This is a genomic window from Stenotrophomonas sp. Pemsol (assembly GCF_003586545.1).
Lineage (GTDB): Bacteria > Pseudomonadota > Gammaproteobacteria > Xanthomonadales > Xanthomonadaceae > Stenotrophomonas > Stenotrophomonas sepilia.
This window is the reverse complement of sequence record NZ_CP025780.1, coordinates 1,534,222-1,555,031: the sequence shown is the minus strand read 5'-3', so window position 1 is coordinate 1,555,031 and position 20,810 is coordinate 1,534,222. Positions and strand designations below refer to the sequence as shown.

Here is a 20,810-nt window from a genome sequence, read left to right as displayed (position 1 = left end):
ATGTCCGACGATCAGGAGGTTGCCGGCCAGCGGCCGGCACTACCACGCTTCAACGATGGCGTTTTTCCAGCACCGCCCGCGCATCGTCCAGCGACAGACCGCGCGCGCGCAGCAGTACCAGCAGGTGGTACAGCAGGTCCGAAGCCTCACCGAGCAGCGCCTCGTCATCCTGCGCAACCGCAGCCAGAGCGGTCTCCACCCCCTCCTCACCCACCTTCTGTGCGATGCGGCGGATGCCGCCCTCGAACAGGCTGGTCGTATAGCTGCCCGGCGGGCGCTGCGCCTCACGCATCGCGACCAACTGGTCCAGCCCGCCCAGGAAGTCCTTCGGCGCCTGGTCGAAACAGCTCTCCGCACCCGTGTGGCAGGTTGGCCCCGCCGGGCGTGCCATCACCAGCAGCGTGTCGGCATCGCAGTCGACGCTGATCGACTGCACCGCCAGGACGTTGCCGGACTGCTCGCCCTTGGTCCACAACCGCTGCTTGCTGCGGCTGAAGAAGGTCATGTGGCCGATGGCCAGCGTGGCGGCCAGCGATTCGGCGCTGACATAGCCCAGCATCAGCACCTGCAGGGTATCGGCATCCTGCACCACGGCCGGCAGCAGGCCGTCACCCTTGCCCCAGTCCAGTGCCTGCAATGCGTCCAACGAAGGCCTGACTTCAATAGACATCCCGCACCTCGATCTGCTGTCCGCGCAGGTAGCGCTTCAATTCCGGAATGGCGATGGCGCCGCTGTGGAACACGCTCGCCGCCAGCGCACCATCGACGTCGGCCTGGTCAAAGGCTTCGGCGAAGTGTTCCATCGCACCGGCGCCACCGGAGGCGATCAGCGGCACCTGGCACAGGGCCCGCGCCTGCTGCAGCTGCACGACATCGTAGCCACGGCGCACACCGTCGCTGTCCATGCAGTTCAGCACGATCTCGCCAGCGCCACGCCGTTGAGCTTCGACGATCCAGTCCAGGGTACGCAGCGGCACCGCCTGGGTCTTGTCCGGGTCTCCGCTGAAGCGGCGCACCCGCCATTGGCCATCCGCTTCGCGCACCGAATCGACACCGACCACCACGCATTGCACGCCGAACTCGTCGGCCAGTTCAGTGATCAGTTCCGGGCGGCCCAGCGCGGGGGAGTTGATCGACACCTTGTCGGCACCGGCGAACAACACGCGACGCGCGGTTTCCACGCTGTCGATGCCACCGGCCACGCAGAACGGAATGTCGATCAGGCGCGCGATGCGCTCGATCCACGCCACGTCCACCGAACGCGCCTCGGGGCTGGCGCCGATGTCATAGAACACCAGCTCGTCCGCCCCTTGGTCGCGATAGCGCTGCGCCAACTCAGCGATGTCGCCCATGTCGACGTGATCGCGGAAGCGCACGCCCTTCACCACGCGGCCATCGCGCACGTCAAGGCAGGGAATGATGCGGCGGCTCAACATACCAACGCCTCCGCCAGGTCCATGCGCTGCTCCAGCAGTGCCTTGCCGAGAATCGCACCACCGCAGCCAGCGGCACGCGCCTCGGCCACATCGGCCACGTCACGGATGCCGCCGGACGCCTGCACCGCCACCCCCGGCAGCAAGGCCGACAGGTGCTGGTAGAGGCCGATATTGGGCCCGGCCAGCATGCCGTCGCGGGCGATGTCGGTGCACAAGAGGTGGCGCATGCCGGCGCGCGCATAGCGCTGGGCCAGGTCATCCAGGGTCACCCCGGCGTTCTCGGTCCAGCCGTGCACCGGCAGCTGCCACTGCCCCTGTGCGTCCTGGCGCGCGTCCAGCGCAATCGTGATGCGCTCGGCGCCAAATTCCTCCAGCCAGCCGACCACTTCATCGGGACGACGCACCGCCAGCGAACCGACCACCACGCGGCCGGCGCCAGCATCAAGCATGCGCGCCACATCGTCGCGGCCACGCACGCCACCACCGGTCTGCACCTGCAGCGGCGTCTGCGCGCGGATCGCCGCCAGAAGCGGTGCCAGCGTATAGCCACCTGCGCGTGCAGCATCCAGGTCGACCAGATGCATCCACTGCGCGCCCTGTGCGGCGAAGGCCTGCGCGCGCGGCAGCGGATCGTCGCCGTAGGAGGTTTCCTGCGCGTAGTCGCCCTGGCGCAGCCGCACCACGCGGTCATCGCGGATATCCAGCGCGGGGTAGACGATGAAACTCATGCAGCAGTGCCCTCAAGGAAGTTGCGCAGCATCAGCGAGCCGGTCTCGCCGGAGCGCTCGGGATGGAACTGAGCGCCGTAGTAGCGCCCCTGCTCCACCACGGCGGTGAACAGCCCACCGTGGTCGCACGCCGCGACGGTGTGGGCATTCAGCGGCGCCGCATAGCTGTGCACGAAATAGGCGCTGGCGCGCTCCGGCACACCCTGCAACAGCAGCGACTCCCGTAGCGGCAGCAGCCGGTTCCAGCCCATGTGCGGCACCCGGATGCCACAGGCCGGCACCAGCTTGCGCACCACGCCCGGAATCAGTCCCAGTGTTTCTACGCCCGCTTCCTCGGAGCGTTCGAACAGCAACTGCATGCCAAGGCAGATGCCCATCAGCGGCACCTGCAATCGCTGCAGCGGTTCCACCAGGCCCTGCGCGCGCAGACGCTGCATGCCGGGACCGGCGGCGCCGACACCGGGCAGGATCACCCGCTGCGCACCCACCAGTTCGTCCGCATCGCGCACCAGCCGCACCGTCGCGCCCAGGCGCTCCAGTGCGTAGCGCACCGAGCCCAGGTTGGCACCTCCGGCATCGATCAGCGCGACGTCGCTCACAATGCCCCCTTGGTGCTCGGCAGTGCCGTGCCCTGCCGGGCCAGCGCCGGGCGCAGTGCGCGCGCCAGCGCCTTGAAGCAGGCCTCCACCTTGTGGTGATCGTTGTCGCCGCGTACCTGCAGGTTGAGGTTCAGGCCACTGGCATCGCACAGCGAACGGAAGAAGTGCGGCACCAGCTCGGTCGGCATGTCGCCCACCCGCTCGCGCTTGAACTCGCCCTCGAACACGAAGTACGGGCGGCCGCTGAAGTCCAGCGCAGCGCTGGCCAGGGTCTCGTCCATCGGCAGGGTGAAGCCGTAGCGGCCGATGCCGCGCTTGTCGCCCAGTGCCTCGCGCAGGGCCTGACCCAGCGCCAGCCCGGTGTCCTCGATGGTGTGGTGCTCGTCGATGTGCAGGTCGCCCTCGGCCTGGATGTCCAGCGCGAACCCGCCGTGCTTGCCGATCTGTTCCAGCATGTGGTCGAAGAAGGGCAGTCCGGTGGCGATGCGCGCATCACCGGCACGGTCCAGATCGAGTTCAACGCGGATCTTCGTCTCCTTGGTGATGCGCTGGACCACGGCAGTACGCGGCGCGTCGGCCAGCGCATGGGCGATGCCCGGCCAGTTCCACTCGCCACCGAACTGTTCGGTGCGCAGCTGGAAGCCACGGATGTTGAGGTTGTCGGCGAACTGCAGGTCGGTGATACGGTCCCCCACCATGCCCGAACGCGCCCAGTCGATGCTGCGGTCCTGCAGGTAGGCGGTCATCAGGCCGATGCCCGGCTTGCGCGTGGGCGCGTTGTCCTGCGGCCAACTGCAGTCGATCAGCACGTCACGGAAGGTGATGCCCTGGCTCTCGAAGATCTGCAGCATCAGGTCGTTAGGGCCATCGAAGCTGGCGCGAGGGTAGCTGTCGCTGCCCAGGCCATCCTGGTTGGTGACGATCACGAACTGGTAGCCGGCATCACGCAGCTTCAGCAGCGCCGGGATCACCTGCGGCACGAAGCGCAGCTTCTCGTAGGCGTCGATCTGGAAGTCGGACGGCTCCTCGATGAGGGTACCGTCGCGGTCGATGAACAGGATCGGGGTCATGCTGCGGCCCTCCGCGCCGACAGGGCCGCAAGCACGCGGTCGTTCTCTTCGGGACTGCCGATACTGATGCGCAGTGCATCACCCAACTGCGGCGCGGCGCGCTGGTCACGCACCACCACGCCCGCAGCCAGCAGCGTATCGAACGCGGCCTGGGCATCGGCGAAGCGGACCAGCAGGTAATTGCCGGATGAGCGGTAGACGCGACGCACGCCGGGCAGGCCCGGCAGCGCTTCGCGCAGGCGTTCGCGCTCGGCAATCACCGTGGCTACCCGCTCGGCGGTGATGGTCAGCGCGGCGGGTTGCAGCGCCTGCACCGCCAGTTCCGCGCATGGCGTCGGCACCGGGTACGGCGCCTGGCAGCGGCGCAGCACGGCAATCAGCTCCGGGGCGGCGATCAGGGTGCCAACGCGGGCGGCGGCAAGAGCGTGCGCCTTCGACAGCGTGCGCAGCACCGCCAGATTCGGGTTCGCGGCCAGCAGCGTGGTCGCCGACGGACGCTGCGCGTACTCGACATAGGCCTCATCCACCACCACCAGTGCTTGCCCGCGCAGCGCCACCACCACCCGCTCGACTTCGTCCAGGGCGATGTCACTGCCGGCCGGGTTCGACGGGGCGCACAGGAACACCAGCTTGGCACCTTGCGCCTTGGCCGCGTCGATCACCGCATCCAGATCGGCACGCAGGCCATCTTCGCTGTCCACCAGCGGCACTTCAATCAATGCGGCGCCCTGCAGGCGTGCGCAGACGGCGTACATGCCGAACACCGGCGGCGTGACCAGCACGCCATCGCGACCCGGCACGCACAGCGCGCGTACCAGCAGATCAATGGCCTCGTCGCTGCCGCGGCCGACCAGCAGCTGCTGCGGCGTCACGCCGTACAGCGCCGCCAAGCCTTCGCGCAACGCCAACGGTTGCGGCTCCGGATAGCGCCGGCTGCTGCCAGCCGCATCGGCCGGATTGGCCCAGGCCGACTCGTTGGCATTCAACCAGACCTCGCCCTGCACCACCGCACTGCGCGCCGAGCTGTAGCCGGCGAAGGCCTGCAGATCCGGGCGCACCAGTGCCAGCACGTCATCAATGGCGGCGCTCATGCGGCGGCCTCCATGCGCAATGCAACCGCACGCTCGTGGGCATCCAGGCCTTCGGCGCTGGCGATGATGCGCGCGCAGCCGCCGATCGCGGCCAGGCCGGCGGCACTGGCGCTCTGCACGCTGATCAGGTTCTGGAAGCTGGCAACGCTCACGCCGCTGTAAGCACGTGCGGCACCGGCGGTGGGCAGTACGTGGTTGGTGCCGCTGCAGTAGTCACCCAGTGCTTCGGGGGTGTAGTCGCCGAGGAACACCGAGCCGGCCGCCTGCACCTTGTCCAGCCAATCGCGCGGTTCACGCAGCGCCAGGATCAGGTGTTCGGGCGCATAGCGGTTGCTGATCGCGAAGGCCTCGTCCAACGAATCAACCTGGATCAGGCGCGACGCTGACAGCGCCTGCCGCGCAATCTGCTGGCGCGGCAGCAGGGCCACCTGGCGCTCGACCTCCGCCTCGACCGCGGCCAGCATCGCGGCATCGTCGGTCAACAGCAGCACCTGCGAATCCGGGCCGTGCTCGGCCTGCGACAGCAGGTCGGCGGCGACGAACGCCGGATTGGCGCCAGCATCGGCAATCACCAGCACTTCGGAGGGACCGGCCGGCATATCGATGGCGGCGGCGCCATCCTGCGCGACCTGCTGCTTGGCTTCGGTGACGAAGCTGTTGCCGGGCCCGAACAGCTTGTCGCAGGCCGGAACGCTGGCGGTGCCATAGGCCATCGCGGCGATCGCCTGCGCGCCGCCCAACTTGAACACGCGCTGCACGCCGGTCAGGCGCGCGGCTACCAGCACTGCCGGATCGGCGCTGCCGTCGGCGCGCGGCGGCGTGCACAGCACCACCTGCGGGCAACCGGCCAACTGCGCCGGAACGCCCAGCATCAACGCGGTGGACGGCAATGGCGCGCTGCCAGCAGGTACGTACAGGCCCACCCGGCCGATCGGGCGCAGCATGCGTTCGCAGACCACGCCCGGCGCGGTTTCAACTGCATAGCCTTTACCCATGCCGGCGGCGTGGAAGCGCGCGATGCGCTCGGCGGCGTCCACCATCGCCTGGCGCAGTTCGGCGGGGACAGCGGCTTCGGCCGCCGCGAACTCGGCTTCGCTCACTTCAAAGGACGACAGTTCGACACCATCGAAGCGTGCGGTGATCGCACGCAGCGCGTCGTCGCCCTGCGCGCGCACCTGTGCGATCAGCGTCGCCACCGCGTCGCGGGTCTGCTGCGCCACGGTCTGCACCGGGCGGGTCAATGCCGCGCTGCGCGCGGCCTCATCAAGTTGGGACCAGATCAGACGGTTCATGCCAGCGACCGCTCCACGCTCAGTACCATGAGGCCCTGCGCACCCGCGCGCTCGAGTTCTTCCATGCGCTGCCAGCTCAGCGGGCCGGGGCACATGGTCTGCAGGCGCAGCGAACCGCCATCGGCCGGCAACCGCACCAGCGGCTCGGCATCGGCCAGCAACTGCGCCAGCGCGTCGACGCGATCCTCGCTGGCGCGGAACATCAGCAGCTTGCGGTCCTGGCGCTGCACCACGCCATCGAGGCGGCGCAGCAGCATCGCGCGCAGCGATGCACGTGCATCATCGGGCACCCGTACTGCACCGGCCAGCACCGCCTCGCTGTCGAGCAGGTTGTGCACCGGGGTCAGCTGATTGGCGCGCAGGGTGGCGCCGCTGGACACCAGATCGCAGATCAGGTCGGCGGTGCCCAGGCGCGGGGCGATTTCCACCGAACCGGACAGCTCGACCACCTGTGCGTCCACCCCCTGCTCGGCCAGCCACTGCGTGAGGATGGCCGGGTAGCTGGTGGCGATGCGGGTGCCGGCCAGTTGCGCCGGACCCTGCCACTGCCATTCCTCCGGCACCGCCAGCATCAGCCGGCACTGGCCGAAGCCCAGCCCGCGCAGCGCCTGATAGGCGTCCGGCAGGCCGACCTGGCGGCGTGCCGCGGCCTGTTCGTCCAGCTCGTTGCGGCCGACGATGCCGAGGTCGCAGACGCCGTCGGCGATCAGGCCCGGGATGTCGTCGTCACGCACCAGCAGCAGGTCCACCGGCAGCGATTCGCCGTAGCAGAACAGCTTGTCGCGGCTCTCGCGCCAGCTCAGGCCACAGGCACTGAGCAGGTTGCGGGCGGGCTCGGCCAGCCGGCCACTCTTCTGGATGGCGATACGCAGCCGGTCTCGTGCCGGCGCTGCCTGGGTTGCACTCATGGGGGAGGTCTCGAAGTTCGGAACGGGGCGCGGATCAGCGCGAAGCAAGGCGGTCGATGGCGGCGGCATAGCCTCGATGGCCATGCTCGAGCGTTCGCGCCACCCGTCCGGTGGTGGTCACGCTGACCCCGGTGCGCTCGTGGATCTCGCGATACGGCACGCCCTGCTGCAGCAGCGGCACCACCTTCCAGCGGTCGGCCATGGCTTCCAGCTCGGCCGGTGTGCACAGATCGCGCAGGAAGGCCTCGACCTGTTCCGGCTCGCGCAGGGCGGCAAAGGCCCGGGCCAAGGCTTCAAGGTCGGCCTTAGGGTCTTTGGCGGCAATTTCGGGGCGGGCTTTCACGGGGTCGTTTCCATGCATCAATGTAATAGCGCGTTAGTACATTAGCGCACTCTTGCGCAGTGCGTCAAATCTGGGGGGATTTGTGGGCAGGGCTGCGCCCTGCACCCGCTAGATGCCGAAGCGACGTCAAATGCTGGATGGCTGAGGGTTGGCGGGGTGGGTCCGGTGGCAGGGGACGCCGTAAACCCGTCCATGGGGGCTTGGCCGCGGCATCCATGCCGCGGACACCCCTGCCTCCGGACCCACCCCGCCGTCGACAGTTTCCTGCGAGCTGTTGGAACAGCAAGGGGTCGGATCCGTTTTCTGAAGGAAAACGGCTCTGACCCCGGAACGCGGCCCGGAAACGAAAACGCCCACCGGGTGGTGGGCGTTTCGTGGCGTGTCGGCGTGCGGCCAACCGGCCGTTACATCACCTTCGACTGCTCCAGCTCGACCTGCAGGGTGCTGGCCAGCTCATCGCGCGACACTTCGAACTGCTGCTCGCGCAGCAGGTCCTTCACCGCCACCACGCCGCGCGCCAGCTCGTCTTCACCGGCCAGCACCACGAAGCGGATGCCCGCCTTGGCCGCGTACTGGAACTGCTTGCCGATCTTCTTCGGCTCCATCTGCACTTCGGTATTGATGCCACCGGCGCGCAGGCGGCGCGCGATGTCCAGCGACTGCGGCATGCCCTGCTCGTCCATCAGCGCCACCAGCGCCTGCACGCTGCTGGCCTCGATGCCATCGATCAGGCCGGCCTCGCGCAGCTGCCAGAACAGGCGCGACAGGCCGATGGAGATGCCCACGCCCGGCAACTTGGACTTGCTGTAGTGGCTGGCCAGGTCTTCGTAGCGGCCGCCCGAGCAGATCGAGCCGATCTGCGGGTGGTCGGTCAGCGTGGTTTCGTAGACGGTGCCGGTGTAGTAGTCCAGGCCGCGCGCAATGGAGAAGTTCAGGCAGTACGCGGTTTCCGGCACGCCCAGCGCCTGCACCAGCTGCAGTACTTCGCGCAGTTCGGCCACGCCGGTACGCAGGATCTCCGAAGAACCGGCGTCGGCTTCAAGCGTTGCCAGCTGCGCCAGCGCATCGGCATGGCCCTGCGAACGCACGGCCACGAATGCCAGGATCTTCTCGACCTGCTCGCCCGGGATGTTGAAGCCCTCGCCCACCAGCGTCTCGCGCACGTAATCGGCGCCGCGCTTGTCCAGCTTGTCCACTTCGCGCAGCACCGCCAGCTGGCGCTCGCCTTCGGCCACGCCCAGGCTCTCGAAGAAGCCGCGCATGAGCTTGCGGTTGTTCAGCTGGATGCTGAAGTCACCGATGCGCAGTTCCGAGAACACGGCGTGGATGACCGCCAGAACTTCGGCATCATAGCGAACGCTCAGGCTGTCCTTGCCGATCACGTCGATGTCGCACTGGTAGAACTCGCGGAAACGGCCGCGCTGGGCACGCTCGCCGCGGTACACGCGCTGCATCTGGTAGCGACGGAACGGGAAGGTGAGTTCGTGTTCGTGCTCGGCCACGTAGCGTGCCAGCGGCACGGTCAGGTCGAAGCGCAGCGCCATCTCCGGCAGCGAACGGTCGCCCGATTCGGCCGCATTGGCCAGCGCACCGGTGGATTGCACGAAGTACACCTGGCGCTCGGTCTCGCCGCCGGACTTGGTCAGCAGCACGTCGGACAGCTCGAACACCGGCGTCTCCACCGGCAGGAACCCGAAGCGCTCGTAGTTGCGGCGGATCACGTCCAGCATGCGCTGGAACGCAATCTGCTCGCGCGGCAGCAGTTCAAGGGTGCCGGGCGGGGTACGGGGCTTGATCACGGGCGGAACTCCTGCTGGAACGGGACGTGGGAGGGGGCGACATTCTAGCGCCCCCGCCTCGGGCAGGGTCGAACGGCCGCTTGAAGTATCATAAGGCCCTCCCCCGCCCGCGATACGCCCCCGCAACATGTCACGGCCTTCCGGCGCTCCGCCCGCCACCAACGATCCCGCCTCGCCGTCCTGCACCACGCTGGACTGCCTGCACTGCTCGGTTCGCCACCTTGCGGTGTGCTCGGCGCTGTCGCCCGATGAAGTGCAGGCGCTGGAACAGGTCACCGTTTCGCAGCAGGTCAGCATGGGCAGCACGCTGGCCCGCACGGGTGAAGAACGCGACCATGTCTATACATTGACTGCCGGCGCACTGCGCCTGGTACGCACCCTGGCCGACGGCCGCCGCCAGATCAACGGCTTCGTGCTGCCCGGCGACTACCTGGGCCTGAGCGGCAGCGACCATCACCGCTACGACATCGAAGCCATCGCCGACAGCCGTGTCTGCCGCGTCGCGCTGCCACAGATGAAGGCGCTCCGCAGCCGCTTCCCGCACCTGGAGCGCAAGCTGCTGCAGCGTGCCTGCCAGGAACTGGATGCCGCGCAGGACGCTGCACTGGCGCTGGCACGCCTGCAGCCGGCCGAGAAGCTGGCCGATTTCCTGCTGCGCCTGGCCGCGCGCGAGGCCAAGCTGGGCGGCGACGGCCTGCGCGTGTCGCTGCCGATGGGCCGAGGCGACATCGCCGACCATCTGGGTCTGACCATGGAAACGGTCAGCCGCACCTTCACCAAGCTGCGCCAGCAAGGGCTGATTGCCCTGCCCCACCTGAACGTAGTGGAGATCCTCGACGAGGACGGGCTGCGCACACTGGCCGGTGAAGGGTTGATCTGACCGCACTGCGGTTGATGGGATTGCCGGCCAGCGGCCGGCAACCACATCCATCTCCGATCAACGCAACAACACCTCGCGCAACGCCGAGTAATCGGCGGCCAACGGTTCGGCGTGCGCCGCCCGTTGCAACAACGCATCCAATGCCGGCGGCACGGCCAAAGGTTCGCCGATCAACGGCTCGACAACGGCCTCGAACTTGGCCGGATGTGCGGTGGCCACCACCGCCCAGTCGCCCTTGGCACCACGTGCGCGCAGGTCCTGCAGCACCTTCACCGCCGTAGCCGTATGCGGGCAGAACAGCTCGCCACTGCTGGCATGGGCCGCCGCAATCGTCGCGCGGATGGTCACATCATCCACCGCGAACGCACGCAGTGCAGCGCGCAGCTCCGCATCATCTCCGCGGTAAAGCCAGCGCAGGCGTTCGAAGTTGCTTGGCGCACCCACGTCCATTGCATTGGCCACGGTGGCCACACTGGCCTGCGGCTGGTAGTCGCCGCCACTGAAGTACGCGGGCAGCACGGCATTGGCATTGGTGGCCAGCACGATCTGCCCGATCGGCACTCCCAGTGCGCGCGCCAGCACCGCGGCCATCGCGTTGCCAAGGTTGCCGGTCGGCACCACCAGGTTGAGCCGGCGACGATGCAACGCGTAGTGGCTCAGTGCCGCATGTGCGTAGTAACTCATCTGCGGCAGCAGGCGACCGAGGCTGATGCTGTTGGCCGAGCTCAGCGGCACCTGTGCCTGCAGTTCGCGGTCGGCCAGCGCCTGCTTGACCATGGCCTGGCAGTCATCGAAGGCACCGGCCACGCGCAGCGCCAGGATGTTGTCACCAAAGCAGCCGAGCTGGTGCGCCTGGCGCGGTGACACGCGACCATCCGGATACAGCACCACCACGCGTACGCCTGGCTGGCGATGGAAGGCCGCGGCAACGGCCGCGCCGGTATCGCCGGAGGTGGCGACGACGATGGTCAGGTCACGGTCCTTGCCGGCCTGCAGCCGCGACAGCGTACCGGCCAGGAAACGCGCACCAATGTCCTTGAACGCCGCCGTCGGCCCATGGAACAGTTCCAGCACGTGGTCACCGTCGCCGAGCGCACGCAGCGGCACCGGGAAGTCGAACGCCTCGCGGCAGATCGACGGTAATCCGGCCTCCAGCGCATCTCCGGCGAAGAACGGTGCCAGCAGGTCTGCAGCGGTATCGGCCAGGGTCGCACCGGCTTCCAGCTCACGTGGCGCCGGCAGTACCTGGGGCACGTACAGGCCACCATCGGGCGCCAAGCCTGCAGCGATGGCCGCACTGAGGCCAACGGCCGGGGACCGGCCGCGGGTCGAAACGAATTGCATGGGTTCAGTATCCAAAGAGGGAGAAGGATTCAGCACAGCCGGGCTCCGGGCGCATCCAGCGGCGATACCCAGGCATCGCTGTCGAAGCCGGCAGCAGCGAATGCCCCCTGCACCGGCGCCGCGGCAGCGTGGGCCTGGTCGGCATCTTCGAACCAGGCGAACACGCTTGGGCCGGCACCGGAGATGCCCGCGCCCATTGCTCGGGCTGACAACGCCGCATCACGAGCCGCCTCGAAGCCGCCGATCAGTCCCGCCCGTCGCGGCTCCACCAGCACATCGCGCAGGCCAGCGCGGACCAGCGCCGCGTCGCTGCGATGGCAGCCGCTGAGCACCAGCGCAAGATTCGCACTCTGCGCCACGAATTCACCCAGCGCATAGCTGCCTTGCAGCGCCTGGCGTGCCAGACGGGTTTCCAGCACCGCGTGCGGGTGCACCAGCAGGCTGTGCCAACTGGCTGGCACAGGGATCGGCAGCAGGCGGTCGGCCGTGCACAACGCCAGCCCGCCGAGCAGCAGCGGCCCCACGTTGTCACCATGGCGGCCCCCACTGGCCACGGCCTCGCCATCCAGGGCAAACGGGTACAGCGCATCGCGCGAGAGCGGCGCATCCAGCAATGCATTGGCAGCAACCAGCGCAGCGACGCACGAGGCTGCCGAGCCCCCCATGCCGGAGCCGAATGGAATGCCCTTGTCGATCTCCACCGCGAAGCCGAAGTGCAGGCCCAGCCCTGCGCGCAGCGACATCAACGCCGCACCTGCCGTGTTTCCGGCCGCCTCCAGCGGCAGTTCGACCGCACTGCCACGGATCGCCTCGATGCGCACCACCGGCTCATCGATACGCCGCACGCTCACCGTATCGCCAACGCCTGCAATGGCATGCCCCAGAATGTCGAAGCCCACCGCCACATTGGCCACCGAAGCGGGCGCAAATGCACGTGCGATCACAGGCGTGCTCCCTCGCCAGCGGCTACCCGCAGCAGGTCGGCGAACACGCCCGCCGCCGTCACTTCCGGTCCAGCGCCCGGTCCCTGCACCACCAGCGGGTTGTCGCAGTAGCGGCGGGTACGGAACTGCACCACGTTGTCGGTCAGTCGCAGGTTGGCGAAGGCATGGTCGGCCGGCAGTTCCTGCAGGCCCACCGAGGCGCCGTCGGTGCCCAGCCGTGCCACGTAGCGCAGCACCGCGCCACGCGCCCGTGCATCCTGCAGGCGCTGCAGCAGGCTGGCGTCGGACTCGCCCAGCCGTGCCATGAAGTCATCCACGCTGCCGTCGCGCAGCAGTGCCGGCACCAGGCTTTCCACCTGTACCTGTTCCAGGCTGAGCGCGTGGCCGGCCTCGCGTGCAAGGATTACCAGCTTGCGTGCCACGTCCACACCGGACAGATCATCGCGCGGATCCGGCTCGGTATATCCCATCGACCGCGCCTGCGCGACCAGCTGCGAGAACGGCTGGCTGCCATCGAAGCGGTTGAACAGCCAGGCCAGCGTGCCGGAGAAGATGCCCTCAATGGCCAGCACCTCGTCACCGGTATCGACCAGATCGCGCAGCGTGGTGATCACCGGCAGGCCCGCGCCCACCGTGGCCTCGTAGCGGAAGCGCGCACCACTGGCCGCTGCGGCGGCGCGGATGCGCTGGTAGCGCGGCAACGGCCCGGCACCCGCCTGTTTGTTCGGGGTGACCACATGGATGCCCGCCGCCAGCCAGCCCTCGTAGCGCTCGGCCACCTCGGCACTGCCACTGCAGTCAATCACCACCGCATGCGGCAGGTGCGCAGCCAGCAGGTGCTCGGTGAAACGATCAAGGTCGCTGGATTCACCCGCGTCCCGCAGGGCCTCACGCCAGTCCGCATGCAGGCCGTCCACTTCCAGGCGCATGCGCGAACGCGAGGCCAGCGCACGCAGGCGAAGATCCACATTGGCCTTGGCCAGCAGCTGCGGGCGCGCGGCCAGCAACTGGTCCAGCAGTGCGGCGCCAACGTTGCCGGGCCCGATCACACCGACCGCGAAGGTCTGCGGCGACAGCCAGAAGCCTGCATGCGCCGCGCGCAACGCACGGGTGGCATCGGCACTATCCACGGCGACCGAGATGTTGCGCTCGGACGAGCCCTGCGCAATCGCCAGGATGTTCACCTGCGCACGCCCCAGTGCCTCGAACAAGCGCGCCGCCACACCTGGCTGCCCGGCCATGCCGTCACCGACCGCGGCCAGTACGCTGACGCCCTCACTGACCTGTACGCGCTGCACCTGTCCCGCTGACAACTCGTGCGCAAATGCGTGCAGCAGTGCATCACGGCCACGGCCGGCTTCGGCAGCACGCGCCACGCAGCAGATTGAATGTTCCGAGGAACCCTGCGAGATCATCACCACCGACACCTGCGCCTGGCGCAGCGCGGCAAACACGCGCTCGGCGGTACCCGGCACGCCGATCAGGCCGGTGCCTTCCAGGTTCAACAGGGCCAGCCCGGGACTCAGGGTCAGGCCCTTCACCGGCCCGCGCGGCGAGCGCTCGGCGCTGATCCGCGTACCCGGATGCGCCGGCTGGAACGTATTGCGGATGAAGATCGGCAGGCCGAGGCGGATCGCCGGCGACATCGTCTGCGGGTGCACCACCTTGGCGCCGAAGTACGCCAGTTCGCAGGCCTCGTCGTAGCTCAGCGCTTCCAGCTGCACCGCCTCGGGCACCAGCCGTGGGTCCGCCGACAGCACGCCATCGACATCGGTCCAGATGTGCAGCTCGTCAGCGTTGAACAGCGCGGCAAAGATCGCACCGGAATAGTCGCTGCCGTTGCGGCCGAGGGTGGTGATGCGGTCATCGCGATCGCGTGCGACGAATCCGGTGGCAACCAGGCGCGACTGCGGATGCTGCAGGCGCCACTTGGCCAGGCGGTCGGCACTGGCTTCCCAGTCGACATCCACGCCGAGTTCGCCATGCCCGACCACCAGCACATCGCGCGCGTCGAGTACCGCGCAGTCTTCGCCCAGCGCGCGCAGATGCGTGCCGAGCAGCTGTGCGGAAAACACTTCGCCCAAGCCCTGCACACGGTCCAGCACCTCGCGCGGCAGCTCGCCGATCACCGCCAGCGCGGCCAGCACTTCGGCCAACTGATCGAAGCGGGCGTCGATCCATTCAACCGTCTCGCCCACCTGCTCGCCCAGCAGCGCCACGGCAGCGCCGCGATGGCGTGCGCGCAGGGCATGCCAGGCCTCACGCCAGCCTTGATCGCCCTTGGCCGCCAGCTGGGCCAGTTCGATCAGCGCGTCGGTGACGCCCTTCATCGCCGAGACGACGGTGACCTGCAACGATTCGGGACGGGCCAGCAGCAGGCCGCCCACATGGCGATAGCGTTCGGCATCGGCCACCGAGGTGCCGCCGAACTTGTGCACGACAGTGGACGGTGCAGCCAGATCGGCCGGGGCAACGGAATGGGCGGGGGCGTGGGAAGACATGCAGACCTCGGTAGGAGGCCCCGTCGCATGCAGGTGTCGAGTTTCCCCGCCACCTGTAGGGTGCGGGGCCGTGGTTTTCGGGAGTTACACGAAGACGACGGGCCGCACCAGGGCAGTGGTGACGGTGGTGGTGGTAATGGTGGTGATGGTCGCGACCGGCGCAGTCGAACGGCCCGCAATGGCGGGGGCGATCAGGCTGGCGTGGGCGGCATCAAGGACCATGGCGCACAGAAAACACCGTGCGCCCTGCCGCTGTCAAGTGCTGCGATGCAAAAAACCGATGCAGCGATCATCGGCCAACGTGCCGACATTTGGTTGCAACTGAGACAAAGCCGGCATCAGCACGCTTGACGACTGCATTCAGCCGGCATGTTCGGCGATCGCCCGTGGTGTGCGATGCGCATGCGCGCACAGCATCACGCCAGCCACCAGGAACACGATTGCCAGCGCTTCCAGAAGCGAGGGCCAGCGCTGCTGCCATGCAAAGGCGTACAGCAGCGCGAACAGGGTCTCGAACACGATCATCTGGCCAGTCAGGGTCAGTGGCAGCAGGCGGCTGGCACGGTTCCAGAATGCGTTGCCGAGGATCGAGGCCACCACTGCCACGCCGGCGCTGATCGCCCAGAACCCGCTCCATTGCGCCGCCGTATGGCTGCCGGTGTGCCCGATGAAGGCCATCGGCACCAGCAGCAGGGCCAGGCCGCCGGTGGTGACGCCGGTCAGCAGCGACCAGTCATGGCTGGACAGGTCAGGCCTGCGCGCCAGCCAGCGGCTGTTGCCGATCGAATACAGCGCCCACGAGAACAGCGCACCGAACGCGCACAGCAGCCCGATCAGGCGCTGCCGCCACGGGGTGGCCAGGTGCTCGGACATCAGCGCTTCCCAACCCACCAGGGCGACCCCCAGCACGCACAGCCCCAGTGCTGGTAGCAGCTGTTTCAGTGGTACAGCGCCCTGCTCGCGCACGCCAACGAGGGTGACCACCACCGGAATCAGGCCAACGATCAGCGATGCCGCAGCGCCACCGGCCCACTGCACGGCGGTCGCCAGCAGCAGGAAATACACCAGGTTGCCTGCCAGGCTCAGCCACAGCAGGCCGATCCATTCGGCACGGCCCAGCCGCGGTGCCAGCCGCTTCCATCGCGGCAGCAGCAGGGCGACTGCCATCAGGCCATAGACCAGGTAGCGGCCGGCGGACAGTTGCAACGCATTGAACGACTGAAGCACGGCAGGCGCGAGAAAGACCACGCCCCACAGTGCGCCAGCGGCCACGCCATTGGCGATGCCCACGGCCATCGGGTTGTTGCGCATTCGGGTTGTCCGGGCGGATGGAACGGGCCGCGCAGTGTAAGCGCTGGCCGCTGGGCGCTCTTGACCCAGGCTGCTGCCTTGTCACCTCTGTAGAGCCGAGCCAATGCTCGGCTGCGATTCACCGTTGTGCAGATAAGGGCAGCCGAGCATGGGCTCGGCTCTACAGATCAGCCGGCACCCCTGCGCCACGCAGCGGGGGTCTGGCCACATTCGCGGCGCAGCGCACGGGTCAGTGCACTCTGTTCGGAATAGCCTGCGGCCAGTGCGATATCGCTGATCGGCGCGGCGGTGGTGCGCAGCTGATGCTTGGCCCAACGCAAGCGGCACGCGCTGAGCCAGGCCTGCGGGCTCAGCCCGAACTCGCGCTGGAACAATGTGTGCAACCGGCTCTCGCTGACACCGACAACTCCGGCCATCCGGGAAACCGGCCAGGCCCGGCCGGGATCGGCCTGCACCGCCGCGCACAGGCCCTGCATGCGCGCGCCACTGCCCGCCGGTGCAAATACCTGCAGCAACTGCGGCAGCAACGCCGGCATCGGCTGCCCTGCCTGCACGGCGGCCAGGCGCTGCCGCAACGCCAGCGGCAGATGCAGCCAGCGCTGGCGGCACAGATGCTCCTGCGTGCCGTCATCCAGCACGCCTGGAGGACAATCAACGATCACGAAACCATTGGGGCCGTCCGCCATCTGGTCATGTGCTTCGCCGGCGGCGACAAATGCCCCCTGCAGCAGGTCCAGCCGGCCGCCGCGCCCTTCCATCTCGAACTGCAGTTCCCCCTGCAGCGGCAGCACCCACTGCGCGTAGTCATGGCGGTCCAGGCCGGTGGCCTGCCCGTAGTGCCGCAGATGGAAGATGGCGCCCATCCGGGCAGTGTGCGCGTGTAACAACGGCCGTGCAAACCGCTGCTATAGTCGATCCGTCATCCAACGCAGGGAGTGCAGGTCATGACCCATCAGCAGCTGTCCCTGGTGCTTGCCACCAGCCTCGGCCTGGCGCTCACCGCCTCGGCCTCCGCGCAGGAACGTACGCCACCGGCCCCGCACTGCATGGACGCGGTCGGCGTCCAGGAAGTGGAGCAGGCTTCATCGCGTTCAATCGCTCTGCGAGCCGCCTCGGGCCAGGCATATCGGATCGACTTCAGCGAAGAGTGCCCCGGCGTCCGCGGTGCCACCACGCTGAAACTTGAAGCACCCGCCGGCTGGGCCTGCGGTCGCCCCAGCGAGCGCGTGGTGGTCGATGGCCGCAGCTGCGCGATCAGCGCGGTGACCCCCGTGCAGGATCGCGACTACGCCAGCGTGGCCCGCGACAGCGACCGCCTGCGCATGGCCACCCTGCCCGCCCTGACCATCCGCGAGCGCAGGGACATCCGCCGCAGTTTCGGTGGTTCGCCGTCGTACTGCTTTGCCACGCGCAACGTGCGCGCGTGGTCGTCCGACCCGCAGGGCATGCTGGTGGAGACCAATCCGCATCGCAATGGGGGTCACCGCTACTATCGCGTGGAGCTTGGCAGCCACTGCCGCCAGCTCGACCGTGCGCCACAGCTGAGCTTCCACTCCGGCATGCAGAACGGCCTGATCTGTGGCAATCCGGGCGATCGCATCCTCACCGCCGGATTCGAGAATGGTGACCTGCGCAACGACGCGCTGGCGCCGCTGCCGCAGTACACCCGCGGCGGCTGCACGATCCAGGCGGTCTATCCGGCTTCCAGCCAGGCGTCGAACTAACCGTCGACGCCGAGGAACGCGAACGGTGCGCTGGGCACGAAGTGGCCCAGCGCGTCGCCGGAAAAGGTATTGCGCTGGTCCGGACCGAGATCGAGCTTGAGCACCTTGCCGCCGAAATCCACCTTGTTGAGGTCGACCCAGAACGTGTTCGGGGTCAATGCCGATTCGAAGAAGTACAAGCGCCGCTTGTGGTCGGCCACGGTACGCCAGCGCGTGGAGGAGATGTTCGGCTCGCCCGGCGTGGTAATGCCGTAGGGCACCGACGTATTGCGGATCACGCTGAACACGCTGGCCAGCGCCACCACCGGGTCTTCGGACTTGGGAATGGCGTTGATGTAGAACGAGGCGCGCGCGAAACGGTCGGCTGAGCGGTTGGTACCCGGCAGCATCACCGTGCCGCCGATCTGCTGCCAGTAGCTGTTGAGTGCCAGCTGCTGCTCGAAGATCGGTGAATTGGTCATCACCTGGTAGCGCCGGTCATGGTGGATCACCTGGCGACCGCCGATGTATTCGACGATGGCACTGTCGCCACTGGCATCTGACAGCGACAGGTGCAGCGTGGCCTGGCGGTCTTCGCCCGGCACCTTGTCGGTGACGATCGAGTACGGCTCGCGCTGCAGCGCCGCGACCGCCTCGTCGACGGTGGCGAAGTTGTCCAGCACATACTGCGCCCATAGTGAGATGGCCAGGCCCGGCTTGTTGCCGCGCTGCTTCGGATACTCCGATTCGACCAGCCACAGCAGGTTGGCCACCAGGCCCTTCTCGTTCATGCCATCGGTGGTCGATACGTCATAACCGGTGGCCACCACCGAGCCGTAGCGCGCCGTCCAGGCCAGCGACTTCGGCCCGGCCTGGCCAGTGCGCGCGATGCCGCGCGGCAGCACGTAGAGGTTGGTCGCCACATCGACCTTCCAGTCCATCGAGCGCGCGGTGATCACATCACCGTTGTCGCCCAGGTAGACCGCGCGCGTGCAGGCCAGCGCGGGTGCCACTGCGGCGGCCAGCGCGACCGCCAGCAGTGCCCTTTCCTTCCACTTAATCCGTGCCATGTCGTTGCGCTCCTTTCCCCGTGATCCGTGGATATGACCCGATTCAGGGTGACACAGCGGTGAAGCCCCGGCGAACCAGGCGATCGTGCAGCCAGAAACCTGCAAGCATGGCCGGCACGAACCAAAGCGCTTCGCGCGATCCCACCGCCAGCCCGGCGATGGCAGGGCCCGGGCAATAGCCTGCCCAACCCCAACCCATTCCGAACAATGCCGCGCCCAGCACCAGGCGTACATCGACACCGCGCGCAGCGGGCAGTTGGAAGCGCGTTGCGCATGACGGCCGCGGGCGCCGCAGCACCCAGCGCTGGCCGACCGCGCTGACCAGCAGTGCCGAGGCCAGCACCCAGGCCAAGGTGGGATCGAAATCGCCGGCGATGTCGAGGAAACCGAGGATGCGGCGCGGATCGATCATGCCGGCCAGCGCCAGGCCCGCGCCGAACAGCGCCCCTGCCGCGCCGGCGGCCACCGTCGTGCGGCTCATGCGAAGCCCCCGCCATGACGGATCAGGAATGTAGTCAGCATTGCGCAGGCCATGAATACCAGCACCGCCAGCAGCGACCGCATTGAACCGCGGGCCATGCCGCATACTCCATGACCACTGGTGCAACCGTTGCCCAACCGCGTACCGAATCCGACCAGCAGGCCGGCGCCAACCAGCTGCCACGCCGGCAAGGCGTCACGCAACAGGTCGCGGGGCGCTTGATCTGGCACGGCCTGCCAGCACAGCACACCCCCTGCAGCGGCAAGCAGGCCGAGCAGGAATGCCCAGCGCCAACCTCGATCGCCGGGCGTTGCGCGCACGCTGCCAGCGGAGATGCCGCTGATGCCGGCTACCCGGCCCGTGGTTGCCAGCAAGACCACCGCCGCCGCACCGATCAACGCGCCCCCCGCGACGGCGGCCCACGGCACGGTCATGACCTGCCTCCAGTTGTCCCGTTCATTCGCTTGCCTTTTGAATTAGCGTTTTCTAAATTAGCGTCTTCTAAAGCGAAAGGTCAACCATGGCCCGAATCGAGCTCGACAGTGCCGCGATGGCCGAGCATGCCGCCCAGGCCGCGGCGCTGCTCAAAAGCCTGGCCCATCCTGCACGGCTGCGCGTGCTGTGCCGGCTGGTCGAAGGCGAGGCGCCAGTACCGGAACTGCAGGCACTGACCGGGCTCAGCGCATCAGCGCTGTCCCAGCATCTGGCGGTGCTGCGCGGACTTGGCATCGTCTCGACCCGGCGCGAAGCGCAGTCGATCCACTACCGGGTAGTGGAAGGGCCGGCGCTGGGCGTATTGCAGGCGTTGCACGCGGCGTACTGCGGAAGTGCCGCGCGCTGAACCTTCCACGCAGGTTCAACCTGCGTGCAGCACCGGTTGCACGACCTGATCGAGCAGATCCACCGGGGTCGGCGCCGACAGGTCACCATGCAACGCGCGGGTGAAACCTGACCAGTCGCTGGAAGACAGTTGCCGCAGCAGCGCCTCCTCCACCGGCAACGCGCGCATCGACCAGTACGGAAACTGGCGCTGGCCAAGGCGGCCACGCGCCAGTTCGATGATGTCGATATGGCTACCGGCCTGCAGGATCCGTTCGTACACCGAATCGATACCATCCGGCGGCCCTTCGATGTACTGCAGGAATCGCCCGCCGTCATGCAGCAGCACACCGGTCACGCCCGCCATCTTGTTGAAACGGGCTGCATCATCGACCAGCGCCCGCAGCCGTTCAGCGGGAAGATCCGGCAGCGCCTGGCTGACGTAGGCGATGGCACGCAGTGGCATGGCGCTTCCTTGACAAGATGTACAC

22 protein-coding genes and 1 pseudogene are annotated in these 20,810 nt (G+C 68.0%); 3 read left to right on the top strand and 20 right to left on the bottom strand.

The genetic code is table 11. From position 1 onward, the window contains the following. Positions 1–49 precede the first annotated feature (49 nt). From hisIE to hisS, 10 genes are all read right to left on the bottom strand, one after another. Positions 50–670 (bottom strand): bifunctional phosphoribosyl-AMP cyclohydrolase/phosphoribosyl-ATP diphosphatase HisIE, encoded by a 621-nt coding sequence (gene hisIE, locus PEM_RS07270; RefSeq protein WP_053499873.1) that lies wholly within the window; start codon positions 668–670, stop codon positions 50–52. Continuing rightward, positions 660–1,436 (bottom strand): imidazole glycerol phosphate synthase subunit HisF, encoded by a 777-nt coding sequence (gene hisF / locus PEM_RS07265; protein ID WP_005409431.1) that lies wholly within the window; start codon positions 1,434–1,436, stop codon positions 660–662. The genes hisIE and hisF overlap by 11 nt, the downstream gene beginning before the upstream one ends. After that, positions 1,430–2,164, bottom strand: coding sequence for a 1-(5-phosphoribosyl)-5-[(5-phosphoribosylamino)methylideneamino]imidazole-4-carboxamide isomerase (gene hisA / locus PEM_RS07260; protein ID WP_111128995.1), 735 nt, complete (start codon positions 2,162–2,164; stop codon positions 1,430–1,432). Before hisA ends, hisF begins: the two co-directional genes overlap by 7 nt. Next, positions 2,161–2,763, bottom strand: a complete 603-nt coding sequence (gene hisH, locus PEM_RS07255; RefSeq protein ID WP_111128997.1) for an imidazole glycerol phosphate synthase subunit HisH — start codon at positions 2,761–2,763, stop codon at positions 2,161–2,163. The genes hisA and hisH overlap by 4 nt, the downstream gene beginning before the upstream one ends. Continuing rightward, the gene (hisB, locus tag PEM_RS07250; RefSeq protein ID WP_111128999.1) at positions 2,760–3,833 is read right to left on the bottom strand and encodes a bifunctional histidinol-phosphatase/imidazoleglycerol-phosphate dehydratase HisB; all 1,074 of its coding nucleotides are present in this window, start codon (positions 3,831–3,833) and stop codon (positions 2,760–2,762) included. The genes hisH and hisB overlap by 4 nt, the downstream gene beginning before the upstream one ends. Continuing rightward, complete coding sequence (gene hisC, locus PEM_RS07245; RefSeq protein WP_111129001.1) at positions 3,830–4,924, bottom strand: histidinol-phosphate transaminase; 1,095 nt, start codon at positions 4,922–4,924, stop codon at positions 3,830–3,832. The genes hisB and hisC overlap by 4 nt, the downstream gene beginning before the upstream one ends. Then, positions 4,921–6,216, bottom strand: coding sequence for a histidinol dehydrogenase (gene hisD, locus PEM_RS07240; RefSeq protein ID WP_111129003.1), 1,296 nt, complete (start codon positions 6,214–6,216; stop codon positions 4,921–4,923). The genes hisC and hisD overlap by 4 nt, the downstream gene beginning before the upstream one ends. Further along, a complete protein-coding gene (gene hisG / locus PEM_RS07235; RefSeq protein WP_111129005.1) occupies positions 6,213–7,124 on the bottom strand; it encodes an ATP phosphoribosyltransferase in 912 nt (303 codons plus the stop codon). Before hisG ends, hisD begins: the two co-directional genes overlap by 4 nt. Positions 7,125–7,158: 34 nt before the next feature. Continuing rightward, positions 7,159–7,467, bottom strand: a complete 309-nt coding sequence (locus PEM_RS07230) for a YerC/YecD family TrpR-related protein (protein WP_005416326.1) — start codon at positions 7,465–7,467, stop codon at positions 7,159–7,161. Between the two features lie 404 nt (positions 7,468–7,871). After that, complete coding sequence (gene hisS / locus PEM_RS07225) at positions 7,872–9,266, bottom strand: histidine--tRNA ligase (RefSeq protein ID WP_065177574.1); 1,395 nt, start codon at positions 9,264–9,266, stop codon at positions 7,872–7,874. 127 nt (positions 9,267–9,393) lie between these two features. Between hisS and PEM_RS07220 the strand changes: the two genes are divergently transcribed. Beyond that, complete coding sequence (locus tag PEM_RS07220; protein ID WP_010482595.1) at positions 9,394–10,146, top strand: helix-turn-helix domain-containing protein; 753 nt, start codon at positions 9,394–9,396, stop codon at positions 10,144–10,146. A 57-nt stretch (positions 10,147–10,203) separates the two neighbouring features. On the opposite strand, the gene thrC is transcribed toward PEM_RS07220, so the two are convergent. The 6 genes from thrC to PEM_RS07195 all read right to left on the bottom strand — a co-directional run bounded on the left by thrC (position 10,204) and on the right by PEM_RS07195 (position 17,109). Then, positions 10,204–11,490 carry a threonine synthase gene (gene thrC / locus PEM_RS07215; protein ID WP_111129007.1) on the bottom strand — a complete coding sequence of 429 codons (1,287 nt, stop codon included), beginning with the start codon at positions 11,488–11,490 and terminating at the stop codon, positions 10,204–10,206. 29 nt (positions 11,491–11,519) lie between these two features. Then, positions 11,520–12,434 (bottom strand): homoserine kinase, encoded by a 915-nt coding sequence (locus tag PEM_RS07210; protein WP_111129008.1) that lies wholly within the window; start codon positions 12,432–12,434, stop codon positions 11,520–11,522. Continuing rightward, positions 12,431–14,935, bottom strand: coding sequence for a bifunctional aspartate kinase/homoserine dehydrogenase I (gene thrA / locus PEM_RS07205; RefSeq protein WP_111129010.1), 2,505 nt, complete (start codon positions 14,933–14,935; stop codon positions 12,431–12,433). The genes PEM_RS07210 and thrA overlap by 4 nt, the downstream gene beginning before the upstream one ends. An 84-nt stretch (positions 14,936–15,019) precedes the next feature. Further along, entirely contained in the window at positions 15,020–15,157 is a 138-nt protein-coding gene (locus PEM_RS20250; RefSeq protein WP_162911581.1) for a hypothetical protein, read from the bottom strand. Positions 15,158–15,295: 138 nt separating this feature from the next. After that, positions 15,296–16,246, bottom strand: a complete 951-nt coding sequence (locus PEM_RS07200; protein ID WP_005416320.1) for a DMT family transporter — start codon at positions 16,244–16,246, stop codon at positions 15,296–15,298. Between the two features lie 167 nt (positions 16,247–16,413). Beyond that, entirely contained in the window at positions 16,414–17,109 is a 696-nt protein-coding gene (locus PEM_RS07195; protein WP_005416319.1) for an AraC family transcriptional regulator, read from the bottom strand. Positions 17,110–17,190: 81 nt separating this feature from the next. Between PEM_RS07195 and PEM_RS07190 the strand changes: the two genes are divergently transcribed. Then, positions 17,191–17,970: a DUF6491 family protein gene (locus PEM_RS07190; RefSeq protein WP_005416318.1), complete on the top strand. Its 780-nt coding sequence runs from the start codon at positions 17,191–17,193 to the stop codon at positions 17,968–17,970. On the opposite strand, the gene PEM_RS07185 is transcribed toward PEM_RS07190, so the two are convergent. From PEM_RS07185 to PEM_RS07175, 3 genes and pseudogenes are all read right to left on the bottom strand, one after another. Continuing rightward, on the bottom strand, positions 17,967–19,019 hold the full coding sequence (locus PEM_RS07185) for a linear amide C-N hydrolase (protein WP_111129011.1): 1,053 nt from the start codon (positions 19,017–19,019) through the stop codon (positions 17,967–17,969). The genes PEM_RS07190 and PEM_RS07185 overlap by 4 nt on opposite strands. Positions 19,020–19,062: 43 nt before the next feature. Beyond that, a complete protein-coding gene (locus tag PEM_RS07180) occupies positions 19,063–19,500 on the bottom strand; it encodes a DUF6691 family protein (protein ID WP_111129013.1) in 438 nt (145 codons plus the stop codon). Further along, a pseudogene (locus PEM_RS07175) lies at positions 19,497–19,940 on the bottom strand (YeeE/YedE thiosulfate transporter family protein); the annotation flags it as partial. The pseudogene PEM_RS07175 and the gene PEM_RS07180, both read right to left, overlap by 4 nt. Before the next feature lie 80 nt (positions 19,941–20,020). Between PEM_RS07175 and PEM_RS07170 the strand changes: the two are divergent. After that, positions 20,021–20,341 (top strand): metalloregulator ArsR/SmtB family transcription factor, encoded by a 321-nt coding sequence (locus tag PEM_RS07170; protein ID WP_005416314.1) that lies wholly within the window; start codon positions 20,021–20,023, stop codon positions 20,339–20,341. Between the two features lie 15 nt (positions 20,342–20,356). On the opposite strand, the gene PEM_RS07165 is transcribed toward PEM_RS07170, so the two are convergent. Continuing rightward, positions 20,357–20,785, bottom strand: coding sequence for a BLUF domain-containing protein (locus PEM_RS07165; RefSeq protein WP_111129016.1), 429 nt, complete (start codon positions 20,783–20,785; stop codon positions 20,357–20,359). Between the last annotated feature and the right edge of the window lie 25 nt (positions 20,786–20,810).

Excerpts from the sequence above, each read along its gene's own strand:
- PEM_RS07220 (WP_010482595.1), top strand. The coding sequence starts at position 9,394 with ATGTCACGGCCTTCCGGCGCTCCGCCCGCCACCAACGATCCCGCCTCG.
- PEM_RS07180 (WP_111129013.1), bottom strand. The coding sequence starts at position 19,500 with ATGAGCCGCACGACGGTGGCCGCCGGCGCGGCAGGGGCGCTGTTCGGC.
- hisD (WP_111129003.1), bottom strand. The coding sequence starts at position 6,216 with ATGAACCGTCTGATCTGGTCCCAACTTGATGAGGCCGCGCGCAGCGCG.
- PEM_RS07165 (WP_111129016.1), bottom strand. The coding sequence starts at position 20,785 with ATGCCACTGCGTGCCATCGCCTACGTCAGCCAGGCGCTGCCGGATCTT.
- hisF (WP_005409431.1), bottom strand. The coding sequence starts at position 1,436 with ATGTTGAGCCGCCGCATCATTCCCTGCCTTGACGTGCGCGATGGCCGC.
- hisG (WP_111129005.1), bottom strand. The coding sequence starts at position 7,124 with ATGAGTGCAACCCAGGCAGCGCCGGCACGAGACCGGCTGCGTATCGCC.
- hisA (WP_111128995.1), bottom strand. The coding sequence starts at position 2,164 with ATGAGTTTCATCGTCTACCCCGCGCTGGATATCCGCGATGACCGCGTG.
- hisC (WP_111129001.1), bottom strand. The coding sequence starts at position 4,924 with ATGAGCGCCGCCATTGATGACGTGCTGGCACTGGTGCGCCCGGATCTG.
- PEM_RS07190 (WP_005416318.1), top strand. The coding sequence starts at position 17,191 with ATGACCCATCAGCAGCTGTCCCTGGTGCTTGCCACCAGCCTCGGCCTG.
- PEM_RS07185 (WP_111129011.1), bottom strand. The coding sequence starts at position 19,019 with ATGGCACGGATTAAGTGGAAGGAAAGGGCACTGCTGGCGGTCGCGCTG.
- PEM_RS07200 (WP_005416320.1), bottom strand. The coding sequence starts at position 16,246 with ATGCGCAACAACCCGATGGCCGTGGGCATCGCCAATGGCGTGGCCGCT.
- hisIE (WP_053499873.1), bottom strand. The coding sequence starts at position 670 with ATGTCTATTGAAGTCAGGCCTTCGTTGGACGCATTGCAGGCACTGGAC.
- thrA (WP_111129010.1), bottom strand. The coding sequence starts at position 14,935 with ATGTCTTCCCACGCCCCCGCCCATTCCGTTGCCCCGGCCGATCTGGCT.
- PEM_RS20250 (WP_162911581.1), bottom strand. The coding sequence starts at position 15,157 with ATGGTCCTTGATGCCGCCCACGCCAGCCTGATCGCCCCCGCCATTGCG.
- PEM_RS07170 (WP_005416314.1), top strand. The coding sequence starts at position 20,021 with ATGGCCCGAATCGAGCTCGACAGTGCCGCGATGGCCGAGCATGCCGCC.
- PEM_RS07195 (WP_005416319.1), bottom strand. The coding sequence starts at position 17,109 with ATGGGCGCCATCTTCCATCTGCGGCACTACGGGCAGGCCACCGGCCTG.
- thrC (WP_111129007.1), bottom strand. The coding sequence starts at position 11,490 with ATGCAATTCGTTTCGACCCGCGGCCGGTCCCCGGCCGTTGGCCTCAGT.
- hisB (WP_111128999.1), bottom strand. The coding sequence starts at position 3,833 with ATGACCCCGATCCTGTTCATCGACCGCGACGGTACCCTCATCGAGGAG.